The organism is Halobacterium litoreum, from assembly GCF_021233415.1.
In the GTDB taxonomy this organism is placed as follows: domain Archaea; phylum Halobacteriota; class Halobacteria; order Halobacteriales; family Halobacteriaceae; genus Halobacterium; species Halobacterium litoreum.
The window spans coordinates 2,645,979-2,671,229 of record NZ_CP089466.1; the positions used below are offsets into that span (position 1 = coordinate 2,645,979).

Annotated in this window: 29 protein-coding genes; 13 read left to right on the forward strand and 16 right to left on the reverse strand. The window is 70.0% G+C overall.

The annotated features are described in order from the left end of the window. The first annotated feature begins 19 nt into the window (after nt 1–19). The 3 genes from LT972_RS14460 (at nt 20) to LT972_RS14470 (ending at nt 2,853) form a co-directional block, all read left to right on the forward strand. A complete protein-coding gene (locus LT972_RS14460) occupies nt 20–1,297 on the forward strand; it encodes an outer membrane protein assembly factor BamB family protein (RefSeq protein ID WP_232571090.1) in 1,278 nt (425 codons plus the stop codon). A 61-nt stretch (nt 1,298–1,358) separates the two neighbouring features. Then, nucleotides 1,359–2,342, forward strand: a complete 984-nt coding sequence (locus LT972_RS14465) for a glutathione S-transferase family protein (RefSeq protein WP_232571091.1) — start codon at nt 1,359–1,361, stop codon at nt 2,340–2,342. A gap of 31 nt (nt 2,343–2,373) precedes the next feature. Further along, nucleotides 2,374–2,853, forward strand: coding sequence for a TspO/MBR family protein (locus tag LT972_RS14470; RefSeq protein ID WP_232571092.1), 480 nt, complete (start codon nt 2,374–2,376; stop codon nt 2,851–2,853). Here the strand turns inward: LT972_RS14470 and LT972_RS14475 are convergent. Both LT972_RS14475 and LT972_RS14480 read right to left on the reverse strand, forming a co-directional pair. Further along, nucleotides 2,850–3,143: a hypothetical protein gene (locus LT972_RS14475; RefSeq protein WP_232571093.1), complete on the reverse strand. Its 294-nt coding sequence runs from the start codon at nt 3,141–3,143 to the stop codon at nt 2,850–2,852. The two genes, LT972_RS14470 and LT972_RS14475, sit on opposite strands and share 4 nt — an antisense overlap. A gap of 74 nt (nt 3,144–3,217) precedes the next feature. Continuing rightward, nucleotides 3,218–4,189 carry a replication factor C small subunit gene (locus tag LT972_RS14480; RefSeq protein WP_232571094.1) on the reverse strand — a complete coding sequence of 324 codons (972 nt, stop codon included), beginning with the start codon at nt 4,187–4,189 and terminating at the stop codon, nt 3,218–3,220. A 167-nt stretch (nt 4,190–4,356) separates the two neighbouring features. On the opposite strand from LT972_RS14480, the gene LT972_RS14485 reads away from it, so the two are divergent. The 3 genes from LT972_RS14485 to LT972_RS14495 are packed head-to-tail and all read left to right on the forward strand — an operon-like array spanning nt 4,357 to nt 6,050. Next, nucleotides 4,357–5,430 carry a bactofilin family protein gene (locus LT972_RS14485; RefSeq protein WP_232571095.1) on the forward strand — a complete coding sequence of 358 codons (1,074 nt, stop codon included), beginning with the start codon at nt 4,357–4,359 and terminating at the stop codon, nt 5,428–5,430. A 52-nt stretch (nt 5,431–5,482) separates the two neighbouring features. Further along, nucleotides 5,483–5,680 carry a ubiquitin-like small modifier protein SAMP2 gene (samp2, locus tag LT972_RS14490; RefSeq protein WP_232571096.1) on the forward strand — a complete coding sequence of 66 codons (198 nt, stop codon included), beginning with the start codon at nt 5,483–5,485 and terminating at the stop codon, nt 5,678–5,680. Nucleotides 5,681–5,720: 40 nt separating this feature from the next. Beyond that, nucleotides 5,721–6,050, forward strand: coding sequence for a GNAT family N-acetyltransferase (locus LT972_RS14495; protein ID WP_232572618.1), 330 nt, complete (start codon nt 5,721–5,723; stop codon nt 6,048–6,050). Here the strand turns inward: LT972_RS14495 and LT972_RS14500 are convergent. Next, the gene (locus tag LT972_RS14500) at nt 6,042–7,412 is read right to left on the reverse strand and encodes a phosphoglucomutase/phosphomannomutase family protein (RefSeq protein ID WP_232571097.1); all 1,371 of its coding nucleotides are present in this window, start codon (nt 7,410–7,412) and stop codon (nt 6,042–6,044) included. The two genes, LT972_RS14495 and LT972_RS14500, sit on opposite strands and share 9 nt — an antisense overlap. 134 nt (nt 7,413–7,546) lie before the next feature. Between LT972_RS14500 and LT972_RS14505 the strand changes: the two genes are divergently transcribed. After that, nucleotides 7,547–8,131, forward strand: a complete 585-nt coding sequence (locus LT972_RS14505; protein WP_232571098.1) for an NADPH-dependent FMN reductase — start codon at nt 7,547–7,549, stop codon at nt 8,129–8,131. On the opposite strand, the gene LT972_RS14510 is transcribed toward LT972_RS14505, so the two are convergent. Beyond that, the gene (locus tag LT972_RS14510; protein WP_232571099.1) at nt 8,128–8,361 is read right to left on the reverse strand and encodes a GIY-YIG nuclease family protein; all 234 of its coding nucleotides are present in this window, start codon (nt 8,359–8,361) and stop codon (nt 8,128–8,130) included. The genes LT972_RS14505 and LT972_RS14510 overlap by 4 nt on opposite strands. A 38-nt stretch (nt 8,362–8,399) precedes the next feature. Continuing rightward, nucleotides 8,400–8,549 (reverse strand): DUF7563 family protein, encoded by a 150-nt coding sequence (locus LT972_RS14515; protein WP_232571100.1) that lies wholly within the window; start codon nt 8,547–8,549, stop codon nt 8,400–8,402. A 242-nt stretch (nt 8,550–8,791) separates the two neighbouring features. Between LT972_RS14515 and LT972_RS14520 the strand changes: the two genes are divergently transcribed. Continuing rightward, on the forward strand, nt 8,792–8,959 hold the full coding sequence (locus LT972_RS14520) for a DUF1931 family protein (protein WP_232571101.1): 168 nt from the start codon (nt 8,792–8,794) through the stop codon (nt 8,957–8,959). Nucleotides 8,960–9,015: 56 nt separating this feature from the next. Here the strand turns inward: LT972_RS14520 and rpiA are convergent, their stop codons facing one another. Further along, a complete protein-coding gene (gene rpiA, locus LT972_RS14525; RefSeq protein ID WP_232571102.1) occupies nt 9,016–9,690 on the reverse strand; it encodes a ribose-5-phosphate isomerase RpiA in 675 nt (224 codons plus the stop codon). A gap of 138 nt (nt 9,691–9,828) precedes the next feature. Between rpiA and LT972_RS14530 the strand changes: the two genes are divergently transcribed. Next, nucleotides 9,829–10,296, forward strand: coding sequence for a DUF7504 family protein (locus LT972_RS14530; RefSeq protein WP_232571103.1), 468 nt, complete (start codon nt 9,829–9,831; stop codon nt 10,294–10,296). 58 nt (nt 10,297–10,354) lie between these two features. Here the strand turns inward: LT972_RS14530 and LT972_RS14535 are convergent, their stop codons facing one another. Together LT972_RS14535 and LT972_RS14540 are read right to left on the reverse strand one after the other, a co-directional pair. Further along, nucleotides 10,355–11,479: an ORC1-type DNA replication protein gene (locus tag LT972_RS14535; protein ID WP_232571104.1), complete on the reverse strand. Its 1,125-nt coding sequence runs from the start codon at nt 11,477–11,479 to the stop codon at nt 10,355–10,357. Nucleotides 11,480–11,560: 81 nt separating this feature from the next. Next, entirely contained in the window at nt 11,561–12,322 is a 762-nt protein-coding gene (locus tag LT972_RS14540) for a helix-turn-helix transcriptional regulator (protein WP_232571105.1), read from the reverse strand. Between the two features lie 127 nt (nt 12,323–12,449). Here LT972_RS14540 and LT972_RS14545 point away from each other — a divergent pair, with 127 nt between their 5' ends. Next, nucleotides 12,450–13,289, forward strand: coding sequence for a Rieske (2Fe-2S) protein (locus tag LT972_RS14545; protein ID WP_232571106.1), 840 nt, complete (start codon nt 12,450–12,452; stop codon nt 13,287–13,289). Here LT972_RS14545 and LT972_RS14550 read toward each other — a convergent pair. Beyond that, nucleotides 13,286–15,310, reverse strand: a complete 2,025-nt coding sequence (locus tag LT972_RS14550; protein WP_232571107.1) for an endonuclease MutS2 — start codon at nt 15,308–15,310, stop codon at nt 13,286–13,288. The two genes, LT972_RS14545 and LT972_RS14550, sit on opposite strands and share 4 nt — an antisense overlap. Nucleotides 15,311–15,431: 121 nt before the next feature. Between LT972_RS14550 and LT972_RS14555 the strand changes: the two genes are divergently transcribed. Continuing rightward, on the forward strand, nt 15,432–15,677 hold the full coding sequence (locus LT972_RS14555) for a ferredoxin (RefSeq protein WP_232571108.1): 246 nt from the start codon (nt 15,432–15,434) through the stop codon (nt 15,675–15,677). Nucleotides 15,678–15,911: 234 nt separating this feature from the next. On the opposite strand, the gene mdh is transcribed toward LT972_RS14555, so the two are convergent. Further along, nucleotides 15,912–16,826 (reverse strand): malate dehydrogenase, encoded by a 915-nt coding sequence (mdh, locus tag LT972_RS14560; protein WP_232571109.1) that lies wholly within the window; start codon nt 16,824–16,826, stop codon nt 15,912–15,914. 162 nt (nt 16,827–16,988) lie between these two features. Between mdh and LT972_RS14565 the strand changes: the two genes are divergently transcribed. After that, nucleotides 16,989–17,636: an Sjogren's syndrome/scleroderma autoantigen 1 family protein gene (locus LT972_RS14565; RefSeq protein ID WP_232571110.1), complete on the forward strand. Its 648-nt coding sequence runs from the start codon at nt 16,989–16,991 to the stop codon at nt 17,634–17,636. Nucleotides 17,637–17,684: 48 nt separating this feature from the next. Next, entirely contained in the window at nt 17,685–18,077 is a 393-nt protein-coding gene (locus LT972_RS14570; RefSeq protein ID WP_232571111.1) for a universal stress protein, read from the forward strand. Between the two features lie 26 nt (nt 18,078–18,103). Here LT972_RS14570 and LT972_RS14575 read toward each other — a convergent pair whose 3' ends face one another. The 6 genes from LT972_RS14575 to LT972_RS14600 all read right to left on the reverse strand — a co-directional run bounded on the left by LT972_RS14575 (nt 18,104) and on the right by LT972_RS14600 (nt 25,250). Beyond that, nucleotides 18,104–20,545, reverse strand: a complete 2,442-nt coding sequence (locus tag LT972_RS14575; RefSeq protein WP_232571112.1) for a DEAD/DEAH box helicase — start codon at nt 20,543–20,545, stop codon at nt 18,104–18,106. A 366-nt stretch (nt 20,546–20,911) separates the two neighbouring features. Further along, the gene (locus LT972_RS14580) at nt 20,912–21,469 is read right to left on the reverse strand and encodes a dolichol kinase (RefSeq protein WP_232571113.1); all 558 of its coding nucleotides are present in this window, start codon (nt 21,467–21,469) and stop codon (nt 20,912–20,914) included. Further along, the gene (gene glyS / locus LT972_RS14585; protein ID WP_232571114.1) at nt 21,466–23,193 is read right to left on the reverse strand and encodes a glycine--tRNA ligase; all 1,728 of its coding nucleotides are present in this window, start codon (nt 23,191–23,193) and stop codon (nt 21,466–21,468) included. Before glyS ends, LT972_RS14580 begins: the two co-directional genes overlap by 4 nt. Next, a complete protein-coding gene (locus LT972_RS14590; RefSeq protein WP_232571115.1) occupies nt 23,186–24,043 on the reverse strand; it encodes a CBS domain-containing protein in 858 nt (285 codons plus the stop codon). Before LT972_RS14590 ends, glyS begins: the two co-directional genes overlap by 8 nt. 66 nt (nt 24,044–24,109) lie before the next feature. Further along, a complete protein-coding gene (locus LT972_RS14595) occupies nt 24,110–24,709 on the reverse strand; it encodes a DUF7529 family protein (protein WP_232571116.1) in 600 nt (199 codons plus the stop codon). A gap of 73 nt (nt 24,710–24,782) precedes the next feature. Next, complete coding sequence (locus tag LT972_RS14600) at nt 24,783–25,250, reverse strand: DUF7555 family protein (protein ID WP_232571117.1); 468 nt, start codon at nt 25,248–25,250, stop codon at nt 24,783–24,785. Nucleotide 25,251 lies beyond the last annotated feature (1 nt).

Below are 25,251 nucleotides of genomic sequence, written 5' to 3' on the forward strand. Positions count from 1 at the left end.
CACTCGTAACCACGTCACGATGACTCGACGGCTCTCCCGTCGCGCCCTCCTCGCCTCGCTCGGTGGTGCCGCCGCCACCGCCGCCGCGGGCTGCACCGCGCCGGCAGACGACCCCGACGCGACGACGACCACGCAGACAGCCGCCGGCTCCGACGCCCCCGAAATATCGCTGTCCGGCGACGGCGCGTGGACGACGTACGGCTACGACACCGGCCACAGCGGCTTCAACCCCGACGCGTCCGGCGTCGGCGACGACCCCTCGCAGGTGTGGAGTTCGTCGGTCGAGGGCATCTACACGCTCCGCGAACCCGCGGTCGCCGACGGCCGCGTCTTCGTCGGGAGCGACCAGTTCATGTGGGCGTTCGACGCCGCCACCGGCGAGCGCGCGTGGCGCACCGACCTCGACGCGATGGCCCACCACTTCGCGCCGACGTACCGCGACGACACCCTCTACACGGTCGCGAAGGACGCCGGCGGCGTGAACAACGGCGCCCCCGGCTACGTGCGCGCGCTGAACCCCGCCGACGGCGGCGTGCGCTGGGAGACGAAACTCCCCGCCACGTCGACGGTGGCGCCCGACGGCGACCGCCTCTACGTCGCCGCGAAGGCCGGCGGGTCGGGGTTCGTGCGCGCGCTGGACCGCGCCGACGGGAGCGAGGGCTGGCGGTTCGACGTGCCCGACACCCCTCGGAGCACGATTACGGGCACGCCCGCGGTCGCCGACGGCACCGTCTACGTTCCCGCGACGCACCTCGCGAACGACGGCTCGAAGACCGGCGCGCTGTACGCGCTCGACCCCGAGTCCGGCGACGTGGACTGGTCGGTGTCGACCACCGCCCCGCTGTACGTCGCGCCCGTCGTCGCCGACGACCGCGTGTTCGTCGCGGCGCGCGACGGCACGATTCACGCGCTCACCCCCGACGGCGACACCGACTGGACGGTCGACGCCACGAACCGAATCTACAGCCGCCCGACGTACGCCGACGGCCGGCTGTTCGCGCTCACCGCCGGCGACATCGTCGCGTACGGCGCGGGCGGCGAGGAACTGTGGCGCGCCGCCAGCGACCGCACGCAGATGTCCGGCATGACCGTCGCCGGCGACACGCTCTACGTCGGCGGCGAACCGCTGTTCGCGCTCGACGTCGCCGACGGCTCCGTGACGTTCGACATCCCGGTCGACGTCTACCACGGCTCCTACGGCGCACCCGTCGTCGTCGAGGACGTGTTGTACGCCGGCATCTGCATCAAGGAACAGACCGGCGTCGAGTACGACAACTACGTGCGAGCCTACGTCTGACTGGGGGCGAGTCGGGCCGCTTCCCCCACCGCCTAAACCCGCGAACGCGTTCGTGTCGCCCATGGGACGGATGCTCGACGGCGAGTGGCACACCGACGAGGAGATGCTCGAACACGACGACAACGGCGAGTTCGAGCGCGAGGAGACCTCCTTCCGAGACTGGGTGGGCGAGGACTACCCCGCCGAGTCCGGGCGCTACCACCTCTACGTCTCCTACGCCTGCCCGTGGGCCCACCGCACCCTGCTCGTTCGCGCGCTGAAGGGGCTGGAGGACGCGATTTCGGTGAGCGTCGTCGACCCCGTGCGCTACGACCAGGGCTGGGAGTTCGACCCGGACGTGCCGGGCTCGACCCCGGACCACCTCTACGGCTCGGAGTACCTCCGCGAGGTGTACGCCGAGGCCGACCCCGACTACTCCGGGCGCGTCACCGTCCCCGTCCTCTTCGACACCGAGGAGGAGACCATCGTGAACAACGAGAGCGAGGAGATAATGCGGATGCTCGACGGCGCCTTCGACGAGTTCGCCGCCCGCGACGTCGACCTCTACCCCGAGGGCTACCGCGACGAAGTCGACCGCCTAATCGAGGACATCTACGACCCCATCAACAACGGCGTCTACCGCGCCGGCTTCGCCGACTCCCAGCGCGCCTACGACAACGCCGTCAACGACGTCTTCGAGGCGCTCTCGCACTACGACGACGTGCTCGCCGACCAGCGCTACCTCGCCGGTGACCGCCTCACGCTCGCGGACGTCGCGATGTTCACCACGCTCTACCGCTTCGACGAGGTGTACCACACGCACTTCAAGTGCAACCGCCGCCACGTCGCGGACTACGACAACCTCTGGCCGTATCTCCGAGAACTCTACCAGCTCCCTGAGGTCGCCGCGACCTGCCACATGGACCACGTGAAGAACCACTACTACCGGAGCCACGGCCACCTCAACCCCAAGCGCATCGTGCCGACCGGCCCGAACCCCGATTTCGTCGCGTCCCACGGCCGCGGCGACCTGCCCGGCGGCCCGCCCGAGGCGCTCCGCGACTGACCTTCATAGGGCTGGCGCGCGTCGTCCCGACATGGACCTGACACGGGACGACCTCCCCGGAATCGCGCTCGCCGTCGTCGTCTGTAACGCCGTCGGCGCGGCGCCCGCGCTCGTCACCGCCACCGGCGCCGGCACGTGGTACGAATCGCTCGCCCGGCCGGCGCTCGCGCCCCCGAACTGGGTGTTCGGGCCGGTGTGGACGCTGTTGTTCACGCTCCTCGGCGTCGCCGCCTACCTCGTCCTGCGGGACGGCACGGGCCGGAAGCGCGCCGTCGCGTTCGGGCTGTTCCTCGCGCAGTACGTCCTCAACGTCAGTTGGACGCTCGTCTTCTTCGGCGGCGAGAACATCGAGGGCGGCCTCGCCGTCATCGCCGCGCTCCTCGCGCTCATCGCCGCGACGCTCGCGGCGTTCTACCGCGTCCGCGGAGTCGCGGGCTACCTGCTCGTCCCGTACCTCGCGTGGGTGTCCTTCGCCGCGTACCTCAATTACGCGTTCTGGACGCTGAACTAGCGCTCCTCGTGGCCGACGCTGATGCCGCCCTCCTCGCTCCAGAGTTCGAGGCGCTCGTCGACGGCCTCGAACACCTCGCCGACGGAGCGGTCGTTCTCGTTCGCGAGGTGGAGCACGTACGCCGCGAGCAGGTCGAACTGCGGGTTCGGCCCCCGCGTGGCGAACTCGCCGTCGTTGAGCAGCATGTTCGCGCCGCCCTCGTCGCCCATCTGTATGACCGCCGTCGGCGACTCCGCGTCCGCGCCGATCATCTCGATGGCGTCCGTCTGGAAGTCGGTGAGGTCTGCCATGCGCGAGCGTTCGTCCGCGCGCGGAAGAAGGTGCTGTTACCGGTCGGCGGTGCTTCGCGTTCTCGCTCTCGCGGTCACTCCTCGGCGTTCAGCGCGACCGAGGCCAGCAGCGCCTCCAACTGGACGCGCTCGTTGGCGCCCTCGGCGATGCGGTAGTCGGCCTCGCCGAGGCGGTCGAGCAGGCGAACGGCGGCGGCCTCCTCCACGTCGAAGTTCCACACCGACCGGTGAATCTGGTCGATGATGTCGCCGCCCGCCAGCCCTCGGTTCGTCAGCAGGTCGTCGAGCGTCGAGCGCGCCGCGGTGAAATCACCCGACAGCGCCTCGGTCACCATCTCCTCGATTTCCTCCGGGCGCGCCGTCGCGGTGATGGCGTAGACGGTCTCCTCGTCGACGGCTTCGCCGGTCGCCGAGGCCGCCTGCAGGGCGTTGATGGCGCGGCGCATGTCGCCGTCCGCGGCGTACACGAGCGCGTCGATGCCGTCCTCCGTGTACTCCAGGTCCTCCTGCGCGGCGATGTGCCGGAGGTGGGCGGCGACCGCGTCGTCGCCGATTTGCGCGAACCGGAACACCGCACACCGCGACTGAATCGGGTCGATGATCTTCGAGGAGTAGTTACACGAGAGGATGAAGCGGGTGTTGTTCGAGAACTGCTCCATCGTCCGGCGGAGCGCGGACTGCGCGTCGTCCGTGAGGGCGTCGGCCTCGTCGAGGAAGATGACGCGGTAGTCGTACCCGCCGAAGGAGGCCCGCGCGAAGTCCTTGATGCGGTCCCGGACCACGTCGATGCCGCGCTCGTCGCTGGCGTTCAGTTCGAGGAAGTTCTCCTGCCAGTCGTCGCCGTAGATTTCTTTCGCGATAGAGACGGACGAGGCCGTCTTCCCGGTGCCGGCGGGCCCCGCGAACAGGAGGTGCGGGAGGTCGTCGCGGTCGACGTAACTCTGCAGGCGTTCCGTGATGTCGGGGTGGCCGACGACGTCCTCCAAGCGCTCCGGCCGGTACTTCTCGACCCAGATTTCCTGCCGTCCGCCGGCGGCGTCTGTCATACCGGTAGCCACGGGCCACCCGGACTTAAGCGGTGCGAGGTACGGCAGTCGCGCTCGCGTCGGCCCCGCTACCTACCGGCCACGTATCAGCCGAGTGCTTGCACAGCACGCCACACACTGTTCAGTTCGCAGATATGTTTATGGAGAATGACGCCGACAGTACGCGTATGACCACGTCACGCGTTCGAGCGCTCGCGCTCGCCGCCGTCGTGTTGCTCGCCGTCCCCGCTCTCGTGGGCGTCGCGGCGGCCGACGAGCGCGCGGGCGGCACCATCGTTGTCGAAGAGGGCGAGACCGTCACGGGCGGCCTGCAGGCGACCGGCGGCACCGTCGTCGTGCGCGGCACCGTCGAAGGCGGCGTCGAGGCGTTCGCCGGCACCGTCGTCGTCGACGACACCGGCACCGTGGAGGGCGACCTCACCGGCGCCGCCGGGTCGATTCGCGTCGCCGGCACCGTCGACGGGAACGTGCAGGCCGCCGCGGGGAGCGTCGACATCACCGACACGGGCGTCGTCACCGGCGACGTGGAGACCGGCGCGGGTTCGTTCGTCCTCGACGGGCGCGTCGACGGCACCGTGCGCGTCGGCGCCGGGAGCATCTCGCTCGGCGAGAACGCCAGCGTGGGCGGCGACTTCCGGTACGACGGCGACCTGACGCGGGCCGACGGCGCGACCGTCGGCGGCGAACTCGTGCAAGACGACAGCCTCGGCCTCGACGTCTTCCCCCTGCTCCCGCAAATCGCGGGCTGGCTGTTCGCCGTCTACACGCTGCTGTTGACGCTCGCGTTCGGCGCCATCCTCCTCGTCGCGTTCCCCGGTGTCTCCCGCACCGCCGCCGACGGCGCCGCGAACCGCCCGCTCCGCACCGCCGGGTGGGGGCTGCTCGCGTTCCTGCTCGCGCCCCTGCTCGCGGTGGTGTTGTTCCTCTCCATCGTCGGCATTCCCCTCGGCCTGCTGTGGCTGTTCGTCTACGTGTTCGTCCTCATTGCGGCGTTCGTCTGGGGGGCGTACGCGCTCGGCGCGTGGGGGCTCTCGCTCGCCGACTACGAGAACAAGTGGGCGGCGCTGGTCGTCGGCGTGCTCGGCGTCGAACTCCTCGGTCGCATCCCGATTCTCGGCGGGTTCGTCGACCTCGCCGTCCTCCTGCTCGGCCTCGGCGCCGTCGCGCTCTCCTTCTACGCGTGGACGAAGCGCCGGCGGGGCGGCGACGAGGAGGAGGAGATGGACCCCTCGGTCGCGTGACCGCACCGCGCCTGACCGCACCGCTGAAGTCGGCGCGCCGGCTACGCCCGGTATGCGCGTGACCGTCGAGGTGGTCGGCGAGGACACCCACGAGTTCGACGTGGACGACGAGACGTACGCCGACCTCCTCGCGAAGGTCGACCTCAGCCCCCACGAGGTGTCGGTGATGGTCGACGGGACGCCCGTCCCGGAGGACCAACCGGTGGACGCAGAGCACGTCCGCGTACTCAGACTCATCCGTGGCGGGTAGCGAGATTCGGCGGGCGTCGGCCCGAGACCACCTCGGCGCGATGCGGGTGCTCGACGGCGCGATGCTCGAAATCTCGGCGTCGGTCGTCGAGGACCGAATCGACGCCGGCACCGTCCTCGTGGCCGACGACGACAACCGCATCGTCGGCGCGCTCGTCGCGATGCCGCGGGAAGAGGGCGCGCACGTCGAAGCAATCGCGGTGCGCCGACGGCGCCGCGGGCGGGGAATCGGCTCCCGCCTCGTCGCGGCGGCGGCCGACCGGTGGACGCCGCTCACGGCCGATTTCGACCCGCCGGTCAAGCCGTTCTACGAGAAACTGGGCTTCGACTGCGAGCGCCGCGGCGACCGCTATCGCGGCGTCCTACACTAGCGGTTCGACGAGGCCGCGGCCCGCGTCGAGCAGATTCCGGACGCGCTCGGGGCTGTCGGCCTCGGCGTAGACGCGCATCTTCGGCTCGGTGCCCGACGGCCGGACGAGGAGCCACGTGCCGTCCTCCAAGAGAATCTTGAAGCCGTCCGTGTCGTTGACCTCGGCCACGTCGACGCCCGCGACGGTGTCGGGGAGTTCGGCTTCGAGGTCGGCGAGCACGCCCGCTTTCCGGTCGTCCGGGCAGTCGACGCTCACCTTGTCCTGGTGGATTTCGCCGTGCTCGGCGGCGATGGCGTCGAGCCGGTCGTCGACGCCGCGCTCGCTGGCGGCGGCCGACGCGAGCAGCGCCATCAGCACGCCGTCCTTCTGGCGGACGTGTCCGCGCATCGTGTAGCCGCCGGACTCCTCGCCGCCGAACAGCGCGTCGTGTTCGCCCATCGCCTCGGCGACCCACTTGAAGCCGACCGGCGTCTCCACGACCTCGCAGCCGTGGGCGTCCGCGAGTCTGTCCACGAGGAAGGTGGTGGAGACGGTGCGCACCGCCGGCCCCGAGTCGCCTTCGAGCAGGTAGTCGTAGGCGAGCGCGTAGAAGCGGTTCCCGTCGAGGACGCCGCGGTCGGGCGTGACGGCGGCGACCCGGTCGGCGTCCCCGTCGTTGGCGACGCCGAGGTCGGCGTCGTGTTCGTTCACGGCCATCGCGAGGCCCTGCAGGTTCGCCTCGTCGGGTTCCGGGGAGGTGCCGCCGAACTCGGGGTCGCGCTCGCAGCGCAGGCGAATCACGTCCGCGCCCGCCGCTTCGAGGAGCGCGTCGGTGACGCCGCGCCCGCTCCCGTGCATCGCGTCGTAGACGACGGTGAGCCCCTCCAGGTCGGCGTCCACGAGGCTCCGGCAGTGGTCGGCGTGGTCGGCCACGAGGTCTTCCTCGCGAATCTCGCCGGTCTGCTCGCCCTCCTCGGGTTCGCGGAGGTTCGCCTCGATGGCCTCCGTGACCTCGGGGAGCGCCGGCGCGCCGTCCTCGGGCAGGAACTTCACGCCGTTGTACTCCGGCGGATTGTGGGATGCCGTGATGACCAGCGCGCCCGCGAAATCGCGCTCCGCGACGGCGTGCGAGATTACGGGTGTCGGGCAGTCCCGTTCCGGGAGCACCACGTCGAACCCGTTGGTCGCGAGCACGTCGGCCACGTCGTCCGCGAACCCGCGCGAGGTCTCGCGCGCGTCGTACCCGACGGCGACCGTCTCGCCGCCGTGACCCTCGCTGTCGAGGTAGTCGGCGGTGGCCTGCGCGACCACGCGAACGCGCTCGCTCGTGAACACGTCGAGCGTGGCGCGCCAGCCGTCCGTGCCGAAGGAGATGGCGTCCATGGTTGAGGGGTCGCCGCCTCGGGTGAAAATCCCTGCGGTCCCCCGGACTACTCAGCGAGCTTACTGGAACGAACCGTCGGAACGCGCTTCGCGGACCGGCGACCGTTTAAACCGCGAGCCCGGAACCGGTAGTAATGACCGACACTCCGCTCGTCGTCGGCGTCGCCGGTAGTCGGCGCGACGGCAGTCACACCCTCCAAGGCATCGAACGCGCGCTCGCCGCCGCCGCGGACGCGGGCGCCGACACCGACCTCGTGGACCTCGGTGACGTGGACTTGCCCCTCTACCACCCCGACCGCAGCACCGAAGAGTCGGGCGAGGCCGCCGCGCTCCTCGAACGCGTGCGCGCCGCCGACGGCGTGATAATCGGGTCGCCCGTCTACCACGGCAGTTACTCCTCGACGTTCCGGAACTTCCACGACTACTGCGGGTTCGACGAGTACGAGGACACCGCCGTCGGCCTGCTCGTCGTCGCGGGCGGCGGCACCATCGCGTCCACGCTCGACCACCTCCGGGTGACGATGCGGGGCGTCCACGCCCACGTCGTCCCCGCGCAGGTCGGGGTTCGGAACACCTCCTCGAAGTTCCGGGCCGACGGCTCGCTCACCGACGACGACATCGCCGACCGCATCGACGGCGTCGCCGAGGACGTGGTCGACGCCGCCCGGATGCGACTCGCCGCCCGCGAACCCACGTCGACGGCGTGCGCCGACGACTAGAACAACTCGGCCTTCTCCGAGCGCGACAGCTGTTTTATCTCGTACTCTCTGCTCATCGCCGCGGACTTCGACTCGAAGGACTCGGTGTACCGGAGTTCGACCGGCGTGCGGCCGCGCGTGTACTTCGCGCCGTCACCGGCGTCGTGTTCCGCGACGCGCCGCTGTACGTCGGTCGTGTAGCCGGTGTAGTAGGTGCCGTCACTACACTCGACGACGTACACGTAGTGCACGCCGAGAACGAACCACGGGGGACGTACCTGTGTTTCGGTCAGGCTTTGCGCCCGCGGTTGCGGGATACTTCCGCGATGCCGACGTTCGCCGAGCAGTTCGGGCAGGCTCGCACCTGTCCGTCCTCGTCCGCGAACACGCGGACGAAGTCGTCGGAGACGTGGCCGTCGCAGTGGGTACAGCGGGGCATGGGTTTGGTGCCGACGGGGCCGCCGGCAGCGTGAGAATACTCCGCACGCCAATAAAGGAGTTTTCCCAAATTCGAACATAATTTCCCCCAGCCCGAATCTCAGTTCGTCCGTCACGTCGCCGCCCGGTGCGCCGACGCGCGGGTTGTTTCGACGCGTACACGGTGTGAACACGGCCCAGCGCCCCCGTGAAGCGCCCGATTATGGGAAGCCTTATAAGGAGGGCAGGAAAAAAGCCGTTCGTATGGCAGACCTCATCGTCAAGGCCGCTGTGAAGGAAGAACTCGACGACAAGAACGTTGCCTCCGACTTCTACGAGGCACTCGACGAGGAAGTCTCGGAACTCCTCGAGGACGCCGCCGCGCGCGCCGAGGCGAACGGTCGCAAGACCGTCCAGCCGCGCGACCTGTAATTCGGTAGACCTCCTTCGATATTTTTCGCGACGCGACGCCGACCAGCGACGCGTATCTACGGTTCCGTGACCCGCACGCCGTCGTCGGTGCCGACGTAGACCGCGTCGGCCAGCCCGACGAACAGGCCGTGTTCCACGACGCCCGGAATCTCCGACAGCGACGCCGCCAACGCCCGGGGGGCTTCGATTTCGCCGAACGCGCAGTCCACCACCAGATTCCCGTTGTCCGTGACGACCGGGCCGTCCTTGCGCTCGGCCGCGCGCAGTTCCGGGTCGCCGCCGAGGTCGCGGACGCGCTCCGCGACCACCGGGTGGGCGTCCGGCAGCACCTCGACGGGTACCGGGTAGTCCAGCGCGTCGACCTCCTTCGACGGGTCCGCCACCACGAGGAAGCGGTCGGCGCTCGCGTCCACGTACTTCTCGCGGGCGTGGGCCGCGCCGCCGCCCTTCACGAGGTCGCCGTCCGCGACCTGGTCGGCGCCGTCTATCGCCACGTCCACGCTCGCCTCCTCCAGCGACGTGAGCGGGATTCCCGCCTCGATGGCCAACTGGCGGGACTGGAACGACGTGGCGACGCCCTCGATTTCGGCGTCGCGCTCCCCGAGCGCGCGAATCGCGTGCGCCGCCGTGCTCCCGGTGCCGAGACCGACCACCGCCCCGTCCTCGACTTCCGCGGCGGCGGCCTCGCCCGCTCGCCGCTTCGCCTCGTCCGTGCCGCCCGTGTTCTTCATGCACGACGGTGGGAGGCCGCCCCGCAAAAAGCCACCTCCCCACGCCGGCGCGACGCCCACCACGCGACACCGAAAACCACCGGCTGAAGTCGTTTATCCGGCGATTAACTAAGCCTCCGTCTGTCGTCTGACGGAGCGATGACGCGCGCGTCCCAGTCCCGGAGCCGCGACACCGCCGCCGACGACGCCGTGCCGGTCGTCGACGACGCGCGCGCAGCCTGCACGGACCTGCTCGCGCACGGCGACCACGCGCTCGTCGTCGCCCTCGACGCGACGCCCCGCGAGTGGCTCGCCGACCGCGGGCACGCCGCCCCCAACCCCGCGTTCGTCGCGACCTACCCCCATCCCGACTGCGTGCGCGTCGTCTCCGACCTCCGCGAACCCGTGGCCGTCGCGCTCGCCGCCGAGGAGTTCCTCGCGTCGCTCCCCGACGGCGCCGCGCCCGCGGTCTGCGTGGACGGCCTCGACCGACTCGCCGAACGCGCCGGCCCGCTCCGAACCGCCCGCTTTCTCTCCGTCCTCGCGAACCGCGTCCGGGCCGCCGGCGGCACCTGTCACTACCACGGCGGCGCCGACTGCTCGCACGTCCCGGCGAGCGACCCGTAATCGAGTCCGGCGACGGCGGCGCCGCTGGTCGGTTCGCCGAAACCGGCTTGCTCGCGACTCAGAGTTGCTCTTTCACGGTCTCCGGGTCGTGCGTGAGTCGGAGCGTCCGCGACCGGCCGCGTCCCTCCAACTGCTCGTACTCCGCCTCGATGAGGCCGAGTTTGTCGAGTTTGTTCACGATCTCCGTGTACCGCGTGTAGCCGAGGTCGGTGCGGTCGTGGAACGTCTCGTAGACGTCCCCGGCCTGCTCGCCGTCGCAGTCCGCGACCGTCTCCACGAGCGCGCGCTCGACGTCCGACAGCGCGCGCAGGTTCCGGGAGAGCGCGACGTGCTTGGCGTCCTCGTACACGGCGTCCACGTCCGCCGGCTCGACGGTCTTGTTCGCGCGGGACTCGGCGTGCAGGCCGGCGCGCCGCATCACGTCGATGCCGACGCGCAGGTCCCCCGCCTGGTCGGTGAGTTCGCTCACCTTGTCCAGTACCGTCGTCGGCACCGCGCCCTCCCGGAACCCCACCTCGATGCGGTCCCGGAGGATGTCCGTAATCTCGGCGCGGTCGTACGCCGGGAAGTACGCCTCCTCGGGGCGGAACACCGACTGCACGCGCCCGTCGAGGTCCTCGATGACGTCCAAGTCGAGGTCCGACGAGACGACGATGACGCCGACCTTCGCGCCCGGATGGGTCTCGTGGGCGCGCAACAGCGAGTACAGGGTGTCGCTTGCCTCCCCCTCGTAGAACAGGTAGTTCACGTCGTCTAAGGCGACCACGAGCACCTCGTCGTCCTCGGCGATGCGCTCGGCGACCTGCCCGAACAGCTTCTTGAACGAGATGCCCGACGAGGGCGGCTCGTACTCGAAAATCTCCTCGAAGACGCGAGAGAAGACGGCGTACCGCGTCGAGTCCACCTGGCAGTTCACGCGCACCGTCCGCACGCCGGGCTGGCCGCCGAGTTCCCCGAACAGTTTCTGGACGGCGGTCGTCTTCCCGGTGCCGGGCGGCCCGCGCACCATCACGTTCAGCGGCCGCGACCCCCTGACGGCCGGTCGGAGCGCGTACTGGAGGGTCTGGAGTTGGGACTCCCGGTGGCGGAACACCTCGGGGACGTAGTCGATTTCGAGCGCGTGTTCATCCCGGAACACGGTCTCGTCCCAGCCCAGCATCCCCTCCTCGGGGTCGTCTTCCATCACTTTCACCACGCTCGGGGAGATACTTAATGCTTCGCCACACTCGCCGCGAAGGCGGCTGAAAGCGCCGCTACCGCCGAATCACGCGTTTCCGGCGCGCGGTTCGGTGGCCGCGTTCGCCCACCGGGCCGCGAAGAAGTCTCGGCCCCACGCGAGCGCCGGGTCGCCGCGCGCCAGCAGGAACGACCGGTCGTCGAACGACCCGTCGAGGCGCGGCAACTGCACGAGGACGGCGTCGTCCGTGACACAGAGCCCGCAGGGCACGTCGGCCGCCCGCACCGCCGCGTCGTCCGCCTCGCGGAGCGCGTCACCCGCCTCCGAGAGCGCGCCGTCCACGAGCACGCGAGCGCCCGCGTCGCCGCCGCAGTCCGCGAGCGCGTCCGCGAGGCCGGGGTCCCGCACCGCGACGAACGCGTCCACGCGGTCGGACGCCGACACGAGCGACCGGAAGCGCTCTCGCGCCCGCGTCGGGTACGTGTCCGGACTCGCCACGACCTCGGCGTCCGCGAGCGCCGGGAGGCGGCGGCGGAACCGCGTCGGCACCACGCTCGCGTCGTGTTCCTCCCAGTAGCCGGTGCCGTCTAGCAGGCGGCCGACGCGCGCCCGGTCGGCGAGACAGCCGGCGAGCACGTCGCCTCTCCCGGTCGTCGCGACGCAGTCGTCGCCCCGGACCACGAGGCCGGCGTCGTCCAGCGCGTCGATGGCCTTGTACACCGCCGAGCGACTGCCGTCGACGGCGGCGAGCAAGTCGTCGGTGGTGGCGCCGCCGTCCGCGACCGCGTGGAGGACCGCCCGCCGCACGTCCGAGCGCGCGACGAACGCGTGGACCGTCTCGGAGACCATGTCGGGTCGGTTCACCCATCAGTAGTGTGGGGGTTTCGACGATTCTCACGAACTGGGTATCGCGGCGCGAGAACTGTTTAGGACGCCGAATTCAACGCTTTTGGGCGTTCGTTCTGAACCGACGACTATGCCCTCCGAGAAGTATCCCGACTCCGGGCGGCGCCGGTTCGTGAAAGGCGTCGTCGGGTCCGCCGGCCTCGCCGGCGTCGGTACCGCCGGCACCGCCGCGGTGAACTCCCTCGTCTCCTCGACCGGCGTCGGCGGTGGCGCCGTCACCTACTACGGCATCGAGAACACCGACGGCCCCGCGCCCCGCGCGATGCCCCAGATTCCCGTCGAGCTCGACGACGACGGCTACCTGAAGGGGAAGTGGACCGGCTTCGAGGAGGTCGAAGCGAAGGACGGCGGGACGAAGCGAATCGCGAACGCCGAGGAGATAGCCGGCGTCGACTACTCGCCGCGGTGGTTCCAGTACTGCGGGATTCAGGGCGTCGCCGGCCTCCAACCCGACTACGACGGCGACAACTACTTCCGGTACGCCGGCGGTGGGCGCGCCTACGACTGGCAGCCATCCGACGGCCGCGTCAACGTCGAGGACTTCGCGGACTACGAGACGTGGACGAACGGCGTCGGGAAGGACGGACTCGGGAAGGGCGCGTTCACGACGTGGCGCTCCCAGAACGTCGACACCACGATTCCCGTCCAAATCATCCGCTCGACGCGCATCGAGGCGGCCGCCAACGGCGACGGCGAGGCCGCCGACTGGCTCGCCGAGAGCACCGCCGAGGGGTTCATGGCGGTTCTGAACAAGTGTACGCACTACTGCTGTACGCCGAAGTTCAAGTCCCCGCAGGGCGTCAAGTTCGACGCCGAGAACGGCGTCTACTGTCCCTGCCACCAGTCCAGTTACGACCCGTTCAGCATCGTCAAGCGCAGTTACACCGCGCTCCCCCGGCCCGGCGACTAGAACTTCTCTAGGAGCCGCCCGTAGAACCCCGCCTTCGACGCTTCGGCTCCCCCGCGGCCGCCGTCGTCACCGTCACCGCCGTCCGCCGCGGCGCCGTCTGCCAGTTTCTCCACGATGAGTTCCGGCGTGGAGCGCGCGAGGTGGTCCTTGACGGGGGAGCGCTCGACGACCAGTTCGCCGTCCTCCAGGCCGAGGGCCTTGATGCCGTCGACGGTCACGCCGAACCCGCACTGGTCCCGAATCTCGCCCGCGAGGTGGGAGACGAACACGCCCGACGCGCCCGCCTCGTGGAGTTCTTCGAGGATGCCAGCGACGATTTTCGCGGACGCCCCCGGCTCCGTGATGGATTCGAGTTCGTCCACGAGCACGAGTTTGCGCGCCGCGCCCTCGGTCAGTCCCGCGAAGTCCCGGAGCGTCGCCTCGAACGCGCCGGCGTCCAGCGTCCCCTGTGACTTCGCGTAGTAGTGGAGTTCCTCCACCTCGGGGACGCGCGCGGACTCGGCGGGCACCGGGAGGCCCATGTGCGCGAGCACGACGACGACGGCCACGAGGTCCAGCGTGCTCGTCTTCCCGCCGGAGTTCACGCCCGAGAGCAGCGCCACGCCGTCCACGCCGTAGTCCACGGGGTCGACGTCCGCGAACGCCACGTCGAGCAGCGGCGAGCGCCCCGCGTCGATGTCGAAGCCGCGGCCGCCCCGCTCCGCGAGCACGCAGTCGAAGTCGTTCGCGAACCGCGCGATAGCCAACTCCACGTCGAGGTCGAGGGCGTCGTTCACGAGGTCCCGGGTCGGCTCCCGGAGGTCCGCGAGCGTCGACGCGAGGTCGCGTTTCCGCTCGGCGGCGCGCCGGTCGCGGGCCGCCGTCAGGTCCTCGCGCAGTCGCGACACCGCCTCCGCGTCGTGTTCCACGGGGAACGTCGGTTCGTCGCCGAACGCGCGCTTGGCGACCTCCGCCTCCCCCGATTTCAGGTCGAGCGCGTCCACGAGGTGGTCGCGGGCCGCCGCCACCGCCTCCGCGTACTCGTCGGCGAGTTCGCGGGAGAGCAGGCTGTCGACGCCAGCGCCGCGCTCCACGAGGCTCAGCAGGTCGGCGCCCTCGATGGTCACGTCCTGCTCCTGAATCGCCTCCCGGAGGCGGTCGTTGGCGACCGACTCCGCGGTCGAGACGGCGGCGTCGAGGTCGTCGACGGCCACCGAGAGGCGGTCGAGTTCGTCGTCGCCCGCCACGCTCCCGTCCGATTCGAGTTGCGCGAGCGCGGCGTCCAGTTCGTCGAGGTCCACGCCAGCGTCCAGACCCGCCGTCTGGTGGACCTCGATGGCCGCCCGGATGCGGTCGCGGTTCGTCGCGAAGAAGGACAGCACGCGCTCGGGCACGACCTCCTCGGGGCGGTCGAGGGCGTCGGGTTCGACGCGTACGTCGCCGTCCACCTCCACGCCGACGAACGCCTCGTCGAGCGCGACGACCGTCGAGTAGCCCCGCGCGAGGTCCGCCAGCCCGCGGGCGTCCTCCACGACTTCGACGGAGAGTTCGGGGAACGTCTCCCGGGCCGCGCTGTACCGTTCGGCGTCGGTCGTCGCGAGACACCGGTCCCGGACCGCCAGCCCGTCCGGCCGGGACAGCGGTTCGACGCCCACCAGCGCGTCCAACACCGCGGGGTCGGGGTCGCGGGCCATCGCGCGCTCCGCGAACTCGTTGGCCTCCCGAATCCGGGAGTCGGTCGCGCTCGGGTAGAACGTCCGCAGGCGCTGGCTCGCGTAGTCCGTGACGGCGCGCTCCTGTAACAGCGCGAGCACGCGGTCGTACACCTCCCGCGCCCGGTCGGTCGCGAGGAAGCCGCCGGGGTCGTCGTGGCGCGCGCGAATCGCGTTCCGCACGATGCGCGCCGCCCGCCCCTCGCTGACGCCGGGCGCGCCGGCGACCGCCGCCACGTCCCCGCGCTCTAGGGCCGCCTCCGGGTCGTCCAGCGACCGCAGCGCGTCCGCGGTCTTCGCGCCGACGCCCGGAATCGCCTCCAGTTCCATCGCCGGACCGTTGGCGTCCTCCCTCAAAGTGCTTACGCGCCCACCCGGTCAGAACCCGACTCACCCCGCCGGCCCGCGCTCGCCCGGCAACGATTTACCCGCGGGGCGTCCAGAAGCGACCATGCGAATCGAGTTCGACCGCGACACCTGCATCGGGATGTTCCAGTGCGTCGCGGAGTGGGGCGACGGCTTCGAGCAGGACGCCGACGCCGGGAAGGCGATTCTAGTCGAGGGCGAGGAAGTCGAAGAGGACGTGTTCGCCCGGGAGATTCCCGAGGACGCCGAACTGGACGCGAAGTTCGCGGCGCGCTCGTGTCCCGTCGACGCCATCGCCGTCTACGACGACGACGGCGAGCAAATCGTCTGAGCGGGAGCGAGCGACGCCGAGGCGCGCGCTCGGCCAAACACTTTTCACTCGACGCCCTGTACTGTGTGGTAGCATGTGCCACCCGTGGGAGGAAGTCCCCGTCTGGGACACCGCCGACGTCGAGACGGAACACGAAGACGGCACCGAGGACGTCCAGCGCGAAGTCGCGCCGTCCTGACTGCGCGACGGCGGCGCTGAGCGCACTCGAAAGAACAGAGAAGCGACGCGGCGTCGTTACGAGATTTTGTCGTACTGCTCGGAGAGTTTCTCGGCGGCCTCGCCGAGCTGGTCGCGCTCGTACTCCGTGAGGTCCCACTCCACGACCTCCTCGACGCCGTTCGAGCCGAGTTTCACGGGGACGCCGAGGCCCACGTCGTCGAGCCCGTACTCGCCGTCGAGCACGAGGCTGCCGGGGAGGACTTCGCCGGTGTCCCGGAGGATGGCCTCGACCATGTGAGCGACGCCGGTCGCCGGGCCCCACTGGGTCGCGCCCTTGCGCTCGATGACGTTCATCGCGGACTCCTGGAGGTCCGAGAGAATCTCGGCCTGCTCGGAGTCGCTGAACTCGGGGTCCGCGCCGTTCACGCGCACCTTCGAGAACACGGGCACCTGCGCGTCGCCGTGCTCGCCGAGGATGGTCGCCTCGACGTTCTGCACGGGCGCGTCGAAGCGCTCGCTCAGGACGTACCGGAAGCGCGCGGAGTCGAGGCGGCCGCCGAAGCCGACGACCTTGTGGCGGTCGCGGTCGCCCGTCTCGTAGAGGTGGCGGTTCAGGAGGTCGACGGGGTTCGACGTGGTGACGGTGACGAAGTCGTCGTTGTGCTCCGCGATGGAGGAGCCGATGTCCTCCATGATGGGCGCGTTGTCGCCCGCGAGGTCGATGCGGGTCTGCCCGGGCTGGCGCGGGATGCCCGCCGTGATGACGACCACGTCGGAGCCCGCGGTGTCCTCGTAGCCGCCCTGGTAGACCTCGGTGTTCGAGTCGTAGGCGACGCCGTGGTTCGCGTCCGCGGCCTGCCCGATGGTCTCGTCTTCCTTGTCCGGGATGTCCACGAACACGAGTTCGTCGGCCACGTCGCGGAGCGCGAGGTTGTAGCCTGCGGCGGCGCCGACCGTGCCGGCTGCCCCCACGATGCTGACTTTCGTCATATCACGTAAACCACCTCCGGGGAGGCCGTTAAGCGCTTCGATACCCGCACTCCCGGCCCCGAACGCGCCCACTCTCGGGGCCGACAGCCGCCGAACGCCGATTCGACGAACGACGACGTTCCGCCCACAGGCTTTTCGACGCTCCCGGCCCTCCACTCCCCCATGAGCGACACGGACGACGGCTTCGACGAGGAGGCCGTCCGCGAGGAACTCCGCGAGAAGTACGAGAACGAACAGGAAGACCGCGAGACCACCGCCCGCATGAGCGAACTCCTCCTGCAGGGCGCGACGATGACCAACGACCACTGCGACCGCTGTGGCTCCCCCATCTTCCGGTACGACGGCCAGTCGTTCTGCCCGACCTGCCAGCACGAAGCCCAGCAAGCGCAGGCCGAACAGGAGCAGCGAACGCAGGCCGAGCAGGAACAGCGGGCGCAGGCCGAGCGAGCCCAGGCACAGCAATCCCGAACCGAGCAGGCACAGGCTGGCGGCCAGCGGGCCGACGCGCCAGACCAGCAGGCCGCCGCCGAGCAGCCGCCCGCCGACACCCGCCAACAGCCAGCCGACGCCCAGCGAAGCCAGCCAGCGCCCTCGGCACGGACCGACGACCAGTCGCGGGACCAGCGCGCTCCCCAGTCGCCCGCCCGGTCCGCGTCGGGCGGCACGCCGTCGAGCGAAGCCGCCGACGCGCTCGAATCGAGTATCGCCGCGCTCGCACGCCGCGCCGCGAGCGCCGACGACCCGCGGACCGCCCGCGAGTACCTCGAAGCCGCCCGCGAAGCCGCCGAAGCGCTCGCCGCGCTCCGGTAGCCGACGGTCGGCGAAAACGGTTATCCCGGGAGCCATACACCTCTCTGTATGGACATCCTCGTTCCCGTCGACGGCTCGGACTGCAGTTTCCGCGCGCTCGACTTCGCCGCCGACATGGCGCCCCGGTACGACGCCGACCTCCACGTCGTCCACTTCGCGGAATCCGAGACCGACGCCACCGACGCCGTCCGCGACCGCGCCCGGACGCTCCTCGACGCGCAGGGCGTCGACGCCGAACCCGAAGTCACCACCGACGCCGACTTCGAGTTCCGACCCGGCGACCGCGTCGGCGACGACATCCTCTCGCTCGTCGACGAACGCGGCTACGACCACGTCGTGATGGGCCACCACGGCGCCGGCACCATCGAGCGCGCCATCCTCGGGAGCGCCGCCGAAACCGTCCTGCACGCCGAGAAAGTGCCGGTGACCGTGATTCCGTGAGTTCGCCGCGACGTTCCGCGAGCGCGCTACTCCGGCCGGTAGTCCGTCCCGACGACTTCGCGCACGCGCTCGGCGGTGACCTCGCCGACCCCCGAGGCGTCCTGTAGGTCCTCGACGCTCGCGGTCATCACGGCCTCCACGCTGCCGAACTCGCCGAGCAGCGATTGGGCAGTCACGGGGCCGATGTCTGCAATCGAGGAGACGACGTACTCCTGTTGCTCGCCGAGCGTCTTCGCCGCCTTCTCGCCGTGCGCGTCCACTTCGCGGTCGTTCTCGGTCTGCTCGCGCTCCGCGATTGTCCGAATCATCTCCGCAGTGTCGTCCTCGTCTCTCGTGTGGACGACGCTCACGCCCCAGTCCACGGCGAGGCTCGCGAGTGTCGCGCGAATCGCGTTCGGGTGGACGTTGCGCTCCGCGTACAGGTCCCCGTCACCCTCCAACAGCAGGACGGGGCGCGTGTAGTGTCGCGTCAGGTCCTTGGCCTGCTCGAAGATGGAGCGGTCGCCGCCCAGCAGGGTGTCCATGAAGTCGGCGTGGGACTTCCGCTCGACGGCGACGCGGTCCGAGAGCACGTAGTCGCCGACGGCCAGCGTCTCCAAGCGCGTCTCGACGTCCTCGCGCTTCGAGAGGTCGCGGGCGATGTTCGAGTCGAGTTCGCGCTGGTCGACCACCACCTCCACCTCGTCGTCGCCTCCGGCGCGCGCCGCTACGCCCTCGTCGTCCTCGCTCCCGTCGACGTCCTCGGGGTCCGGTGCGTCGAAGTCCGTCAGCCCGGCCTGCTCGTCGCTCTCGTCGTCCTCGGCGTCGGCAGTCGCCTCCTCGTCGCCACCGACGTCCGCATCCGCGCCGTCGTCGCCCGCGCTTTCACTGTCCGCGCTCTCGTCGTCGTAGTCGTCGAGTGCCTGCTGGTCGCCGTGCAAGTCACTCTCCAGTTCCTCGGCGACGCCCTTCAGCGACCGCAGTTCCTCCTCCATCTCCTGCTCGCGCCGGCGCGAAATCCAGAAGTACGCCTCGTCGCGTGTGTCTTCGGCCATCAACACGACCACGCGACCCTCGGTCTGTCGTCCGGTTCGCCCCTTCCGTTGGACCGACCGAATCGCCGTCGGCACCGGTTCGAAGAAGAGCACGAGGTCGACCTCCGGCACGTCCAGTCCCTCCTCCGCGACAGAGGTTGAGACGAGCACCTCGAACTCGCCGTCGCGGAACTCGTCTAAGGTCTCGCGTTGCTCCTTTTGGGTCATCCCCTCGCTGCCGTCGGCGTCGCCCTGCCCGACGAACCGCCGCGTATCGAAGTGGTCGCCGAGGAAGTCGGTCAGGGCCTCCGCGGTGTCGCGGGACTCCGTGAACACGATGACGCGGTCGCCGCCCTCGATGCCCAGCGTCTCCGCGAGCAACATCCGGGCCTTCCGGAACTTCGGGTGGAGTCCGTCGAAGTCGTCTGCGATTCGCATCGCCTCCTTGACTTTCGGCTCGGAGACGAGGCGTTGGCTCGCCTTCGACGCGCCCGACGACCGGGCGGCGTTGCGCTGGCGCTCGAAGTACCGCCGGACCGACTCCACGCTCTGGGTCTCGACCAGTTCGACGGCGCGCTTCAGTTTCATCACCTCCGCGTGGACGCTCATTCCCTCGTACCCCTCGCTCTGGTCGTTGTCGATGAGTTGCTGGAGTTCGGCGCGAATCCTGTTCAAGTCCTTCTGGGAGATGTCCGGGCTCGACGCCCGCGTCACCCCCAGGTCGCGGAGTTTCTCCAGTCGGTCCTCGATGACCTCGTTGACGGCGTCCCGAATCTCCAGGACGTCGTCGGGCAGTTGGATGCGCTCCCACTGCACGTCCGTGTCGTACGTGTGCTCGCCGACGTCCGCGTCGTCCTCGGTCATCACCTCCACGTTCGCCACGCCGAGGTTCTCGCAGACCGTGCGGATGTCCTCCTCGTTGCCGCCCGGCGACGCCGACATCCCCGTCACCAGCGGGTCCGCCGCGTCCGCGTGGTAGCGCTCCGCGATGTACGTGTACGCGTAGTCGCCGGTCGCGCGGTGGCACTCGTCGAACGTGCAGTGAACGACGTCCCGCAGGTCGATTCGCCCGCCCACGAGGTCGTTTTCCACGACCTGGGGCGTCGCGACGACGACGCGCGCGCTCGACCACATCTCCGCCCGGTCGTCGGGCCGCGTCTCCCCCGTGAACACCACCACCTCGTCGTCCGGCACCGCCAACGCCTCCCGGTAGAACGCCGCGTGCTGCTCGACCAGCGGCTTCGTCGGCGCGAGCATCAGCGACGTCCCGCCCGCGTCGTCGTCCAGCCGGTACGCCGTCACCAGCAGGCTCACCGTCGTCTTCCCCAGCCCGGTCGGCAGGCAGACGAGCGTGTGGTCGCGGCGCGCCGCCGCCGCGAGTTGGAGTTGGTACTGGCGGGCCTCGATGACGCCCGACTCCAGCATCGAGTGGTCGACGTGCGCGGACTCCGACATTCGCAGTGTGGTTGGTCGCTCTCGCGGTTAAGGCTTCGCGTACCGGGGTGAAAGTGGAGTGACTCTGGCTCTGACGCTTGCGCTTTCGCCCACTGCTGGGAAGCCCCGCGGCTCTGGGCTCGGGAGCCTCGCTGCGCGCCTCGGTCGCTTCGCTTCCTGCGGTGTCTGCTCACGGCGCGAAGCGCCGTTCGCACGGGCCGAGGCGGCGTAACCGCCTCGCGGCTTACGTCGGCTGCCGTCGCCCAGAGCCACGCCCCTTCCCGAGCCCCACCCTACTGGTCGTCGAGTAGCAGGATGCAATCGGTCGTCGAATCGTGCGAAGCCATCGGCTGTCGTGTGTGCGTGACTGTTCGACAAAATCCCGGGCTATATCGCCTGCGCGAGCCACATTGCGGCCGCCGCGCCGAGCGGGATGCTCGCGTTGTCGTCGATGACGTAGCCGCGGACCACGGGCGTCGCGCCGTCTGCGAGCGTCGCCGCGAGCGCGCCCGCGACGGCCGCCGCGAACGGCACGTCGAGCAGGCTGGCGATGCCCAGACAGATGCCGAACGTCGCCAACAGCACCCAGCCGCGTTTCACGCCGAGTTCGCCGCGGGAGAGCAGCCCGCTCGCGGGGTCCGCGAGCATCAACATCAACAGCGCCGGCACCGCGATTGCGGGGGCGAACAGCCACGCCGTCGCCGTCGAGGAGAGCACGTAGAGTGCGTACCCCGCGGGGTTGTCCTGCTCGTAGTCGCGAGTGAGCGCGTCGAAGATGCGCCAGTTCACGCGCCCCGACAGTCGGAGCGCTTCGAGAACGAGTGCGATTACCGACCCGACCACGAGGAGCCACTGCACGACCGCCCACTGGACCACGCTGGCGAGGTACGCCGCGGGGACGACGGCCCCGCTCGCGTGTACCAGTCGGCGGCCGAGTTCGCTCACAGGTCGGCGAACGTCGTCTCGCCGTCCCGGAGCGCCGGCAGCAGTTCCGTGAGGTCGTCGGCCGCCACTCGGGTCTGCTCGGTCGTGTCGCGGTCCCGCAGGGTGACCGTGCCGTCCTCCAGCGTGTCGTAGTCGACGGTCACGCAGTACGGCGTCCCGACCTCGTCCTGCCGGCGGTACCGGCGGCCGATGTTCCCGGAGTCGTCGTAGGTCACCGACAGCCCCGCCTCGCGGAGGTCGGCCGCGAGGTCGCGGGCCGTGTCGCCCATGTCGTCTTTGTCCATCAGCGGGAACACGCCGACGGTCGTCGGCGCGACTTCGGCCGGCAGACGGAGCACGTCCCGTTCCTCGCCGTCCACTTCGTCGGCCTCGTAACTGTGCGCGAGGACGGTGTAGACGGCGCGCCCGACGCCGAACGCCGGTTCGACGACGTGGGGAACGATGTGGCGGCCCGACTCCGTGACCTCCTCGACCGAGAAGCCGGTTTTCTCCGTCGGGACGGCGTACGCCTCGCCGTCCACTTCGACGGTCACCTCGTCGCCGTCGAACGCCGCGCGGTCGCGCTCCGCGAGCGCTTCGAGCGCGTCCGCCACGGCCGCCGCGTCGCCGCCGAACTCCGGCCCGAGGTACGCCATGTCCGGGTCGACCGTCGCGCGCTCGACGGTCTTCGGCTCGTCGTACTGCTTGAAGACGGTGAAGTTGTCGTCGGCGTGGTCGGCGTGCTTCGAGAGGTCGTAGTCGGTACGGGACGCGACCCCCTCCAGTTCGACCCAGTCGCCGTCGACTTCTGCCTCGGCGTCCCAGCAGTCCGCCGCGTAGTGCGCGAGTTCACCGGGGAGGTGCTGGCGGAACCGGAACCGCTCCATGTCGACGCCCACGCGCTCGAACCACGCCTTCGACCGCGCGAGGAAGTACGCCACCCACTCGCCGCCCACGAGGCCCTCGTCGAGTGCCTCCTGTGGCGTCAGGTGGACGTACTCCTCGCCCTCGCTCTGCTGGGCGTCGGCGTCGTACAGCGGCAACTCCACGTCGGCCACGCGGTCCAGGTCGGGGCCGTCGCCCTCGGGGTCCACGAAGTACTCCAGTTCCGCCATCGTGAACTCCCGGGCGCGCAGCAGCGCGTTCCGCGGGCTGATCTCGTTCCGGTAGCCCGCGCCGATTTGGGCGACGCCGAACGGCAGTTGGTTGCGCGCGTACTCTTTCAGGCGCGGGAACTCCGTGAACATCCCCTGTGCCGTCTCCGGGCGCAGGTAGCCCGGCTGACCCGACCCCGGGCCGATGCTCGTCTCGAACATCAGATTGAACTCCTCGACCGGCTGCCCGGCGAGGGGCGCGCCACACGACGGACAGACGAGGTCGTGCTCCGCGATGATGTCCTCGACCTTCTCGGTCGGGTACGTCTCGGCGTCCTCGATGTCCGTGTTGTCCTCCACGACGTGGTCCGCGCGGTGGCTCTCGCCGCACTCCGCGCACTCCACGAGCATGTCGTCGAAGCCGTCGAGGTGGCCCGAGGCGAGGAACACCGGCTCCGGCGTCACCGTCGGCGAGTCTATCTCCATGTTCCCCTCGCGGGTGACAAAGCGGTCGCGCCACGACTCCTCGACGTTCCGCTTCAGCGCCGCGCCCTCCGGGCCGTACGTGTAGAACCCGGAGACGCCGCCGTAGGCCTCGTTGGCCTGGAAGAAGAACCCGCGGCGTCGCGCGAGTTCGCTCAGGTCACTCATCGGTCAGCCCCGCCAGCAAGTCCACGTCCCGCACGATGCCGACGAGCTCGTCGCCGGACACCAGCGGCACCTGCTCGATGTCGTTGGTCAACATCATCTGTGCGACCTCGCGGGCGGTCCGGCGCTTCGTCACCGTCACCACGTCCGCGGTCATGAACTCGCGGACCGGCTCCGCCGGAATCTCCACGTTCCGCGTCGGCAGGTAGCGGCTCCCGGTCGCCTGAATCGACTCCCACTTCCAGTCGTCGTCGTCGGCCGCCATCGAGTCGCCCGTGTTGTCCTCGCCTTCGACGACGCGAGCCACCTCGATGATGTCGACCTCGGTGAGCACGCCCGCCATCTCCGCGTCCTCGCCGAGCACGACGCTGTAGGGCACTCGCGCGTACGAGATTTCGCGCTCCGCGACCGGCAGCGGCGTCTCCACGTACGTCGTGTTCACGTCGCGGCGAGCCAGCCCGCCGACTTCCGTGTCGCCGTCCTCCTCGCCGTCCGCGATGGCCCGCACCACGTCTGTCACCGTCACGATGCCCTCCAGTCGCCCGTCCGCGACGACCGGCACGCGGCGCGCTCCCGTCGACAACATCAACGACGCCACCTCCGGAATGGTCGCGTCGCTCGTCGTCGTCGGCGCGTCCCGCATCAGCATCGCCAACTGGTCTTCCTCCGGGCGCTCGATGAGGTCGTCCCGAGAGATGAGTCCGCGGTACCGCTCGCCGTCCTCGGACGGCTTCACGACGGGCACAGACGAGAACGCCCGTTCCTGAATGTACTCCAGAATGTCGTCCCGCGTCCCCGGCAACTCGACCGTCACTACGTCCTCGCGGGGCGTCATCGCGTCAGCGACGTTCATGTGGGCGTCGTACTCTCCCCACGCATTTGTAGGCTACGACACCGCGTTACGCGTCCACACGCCGACTCAGAAGAACTCCAGTTCCGCCGGGTCCTCCGGCAGCTCGTCGGCGCGCGGGAAGAACTTCTCGTAGCCGTCGTGGCGGAACGCGCCGAGTCGCGTCCCGTCCATCGTCCGGACGAACGTGAACATCTCCCCCTCCTCGCGGGCCGCGAACGCACACATCGCGATGTCCTTCAAGTGGTAGCCGCCCGCCAGCAGGATGACTCGCTCGGCGTCCGGGTCGCGCAGTTCCTCCACGATGAACGCGTCAGACTGCACCTCGGCGCGGTACACGTCGTACTCGGGGTAGTCGCCCGCCTCGAACGCAGCGGCGAACTCGCTCCCGTCGTCGTCCGCGACGACGAACTCCATCCCGTACTCGCCGTCCGGGTCGTTCGTGTCCCGACCGATGGGGCCGGCGTCCACGGACGCGATTTCGGTCACCTCGTACCCCTCCTCGCGTCGCTCGTCGGCGAGCGCGTGCATGTCCTCCAGAGTGTTCGACCACGCGTCCTTCAACTGTCCCGCGTTCGCGGACATCTGCTCGACGCGCTGGTGGTGCTCCTGGAACGTCTCGTCTTCCTCCGGCACCTCGTCCTGCTCGGTCGTGGGGGAATCTACCATGTCGCCGCGTTATCGTCTCGCACTCAAGAACCTTCCGTGCCGAAACCGAACGCGACGCCCGACGACGCGGGCGTCAGGGGCCGATACCGAACACTTGCTCCATCACCAGCGACGTCCCCAGCATCGTCAACGCCGCGAGCAACATCCGCACGCCGGTGGCGAACCGGTCGTCGGGCTCCACTGGCCGGAACCGCGCCGGCGGCAGGCGCTGTACGAACCGCTGGAACGCCGACTGGCTGTCCTCAGCGAACTCGCCGAACACCGAGAACCCCTCGTCGCCGTCGCGCCACGGCCGGTCGGGCAACAACAACACCGTCGCCGCGCCCAGGCCGAGCCATCCGAACACGAACAACCCGTACTTCACGCCCGGCGCGACACGCCCGCCGACGGCGAGCGTCGCGACTGCGGACACCGTCACGAACAGGCCCGTCGCCGCGAGCACGTACGTCACGGTGTCGAGGACCTGGCCGAGGCGGTCTGTCGGCGCGTCCGTCACGCCGGACGTGCCCGGGCCGGAGCCCGGATTGGAGGGCGTCGACATC

What these genes read in the sequence shown, in the direction of transcription:
- rpiA (WP_232571102.1), bottom strand. Translation starts at nt 9,690, where the DNA reads ATGAAGAACACGGGCGGCACGGACGAGGCGAAGCGGCGAGCGGGCGAG.
- LT972_RS14555 (WP_232571108.1), top strand. Translation starts at nt 15,432, where the DNA reads ATGCGAATCGAGTTCGACCGCGACACCTGCATCGGGATGTTCCAGTGC.
- LT972_RS14530 (WP_232571103.1), top strand. Translation starts at nt 9,829, where the DNA reads ATGACGCGCGCGTCCCAGTCCCGGAGCCGCGACACCGCCGCCGACGAC.
- LT972_RS14465 (WP_232571091.1), top strand. Translation starts at nt 1,359, where the DNA reads ATGGGACGGATGCTCGACGGCGAGTGGCACACCGACGAGGAGATGCTC.
- LT972_RS14590 (WP_232571115.1), bottom strand. Translation starts at nt 24,043, where the DNA reads ATGAACGTCGCTGACGCGATGACGCCCCGCGAGGACGTAGTGACGGTC.
- samp2 (WP_232571096.1), top strand. Translation starts at nt 5,483, where the DNA reads ATGCGCGTGACCGTCGAGGTGGTCGGCGAGGACACCCACGAGTTCGAC.
- LT972_RS14500 (WP_232571097.1), bottom strand. Translation starts at nt 7,412, where the DNA reads ATGGACGCCATCTCCTTCGGCACGGACGGCTGGCGCGCCACGCTCGAC.
- LT972_RS14595 (WP_232571116.1), bottom strand. Translation starts at nt 24,709, where the DNA reads ATGGTAGATTCCCCCACGACCGAGCAGGACGAGGTGCCGGAGGAAGAC.
- LT972_RS14505 (WP_232571098.1), top strand. Translation starts at nt 7,547, where the DNA reads ATGACCGACACTCCGCTCGTCGTCGGCGTCGCCGGTAGTCGGCGCGAC.
- LT972_RS14550 (WP_232571107.1), bottom strand. Translation starts at nt 15,310, where the DNA reads ATGGAACTGGAGGCGATTCCGGGCGTCGGCGCGAAGACCGCGGACGCG.
- LT972_RS14470 (WP_232571092.1), top strand. Translation starts at nt 2,374, where the DNA reads ATGGACCTGACACGGGACGACCTCCCCGGAATCGCGCTCGCCGTCGTC.
- LT972_RS14460 (WP_232571090.1), top strand. Translation starts at nt 20, where the DNA reads ATGACTCGACGGCTCTCCCGTCGCGCCCTCCTCGCCTCGCTCGGTGGT.
- LT972_RS14540 (WP_232571105.1), bottom strand. Translation starts at nt 12,322, where the DNA reads ATGGTCTCCGAGACGGTCCACGCGTTCGTCGCGCGCTCGGACGTGCGG.
- LT972_RS14495 (WP_232572618.1), top strand. Translation starts at nt 5,721, where the DNA reads ATGCGGGTGCTCGACGGCGCGATGCTCGAAATCTCGGCGTCGGTCGTC.
- LT972_RS14565 (WP_232571110.1), top strand. Translation starts at nt 16,989, where the DNA reads ATGAGCGACACGGACGACGGCTTCGACGAGGAGGCCGTCCGCGAGGAA.
- LT972_RS14545 (WP_232571106.1), top strand. Translation starts at nt 12,450, where the DNA reads ATGCCCTCCGAGAAGTATCCCGACTCCGGGCGGCGCCGGTTCGTGAAA.
- LT972_RS14480 (WP_232571094.1), bottom strand. Translation starts at nt 4,189, where the DNA reads ATGACAGACGCCGCCGGCGGACGGCAGGAAATCTGGGTCGAGAAGTAC.
- LT972_RS14515 (WP_232571100.1), bottom strand. Translation starts at nt 8,549, where the DNA reads ATGCCCCGCTGTACCCACTGCGACGGCCACGTCTCCGACGACTTCGTC.
- LT972_RS14570 (WP_232571111.1), top strand. Translation starts at nt 17,685, where the DNA reads ATGGACATCCTCGTTCCCGTCGACGGCTCGGACTGCAGTTTCCGCGCG.
- LT972_RS14485 (WP_232571095.1), top strand. Translation starts at nt 4,357, where the DNA reads ATGACCACGTCACGCGTTCGAGCGCTCGCGCTCGCCGCCGTCGTGTTG.
- mdh (WP_232571109.1), bottom strand. Translation starts at nt 16,826, where the DNA reads ATGACGAAAGTCAGCATCGTGGGGGCAGCCGGCACGGTCGGCGCCGCC.
- glyS (WP_232571114.1), bottom strand. Translation starts at nt 23,193, where the DNA reads ATGAGTGACCTGAGCGAACTCGCGCGACGCCGCGGGTTCTTCTTCCAG.
- LT972_RS14535 (WP_232571104.1), bottom strand. Translation starts at nt 11,479, where the DNA reads ATGGAAGACGACCCCGAGGAGGGGATGCTGGGCTGGGACGAGACCGTG.
- LT972_RS14475 (WP_232571093.1), bottom strand. Translation starts at nt 3,143, where the DNA reads ATGGCAGACCTCACCGACTTCCAGACGGACGCCATCGAGATGATCGGC.
- LT972_RS14575 (WP_232571112.1), bottom strand. Translation starts at nt 20,545, where the DNA reads ATGTCGGAGTCCGCGCACGTCGACCACTCGATGCTGGAGTCGGGCGTC.
- LT972_RS14520 (WP_232571101.1), top strand. Translation starts at nt 8,792, where the DNA reads ATGGCAGACCTCATCGTCAAGGCCGCTGTGAAGGAAGAACTCGACGAC.
- LT972_RS14600 (WP_232571117.1), bottom strand. Translation starts at nt 25,250, where the DNA reads ATGTCGACGCCCTCCAATCCGGGCTCCGGCCCGGGCACGTCCGGCGTG.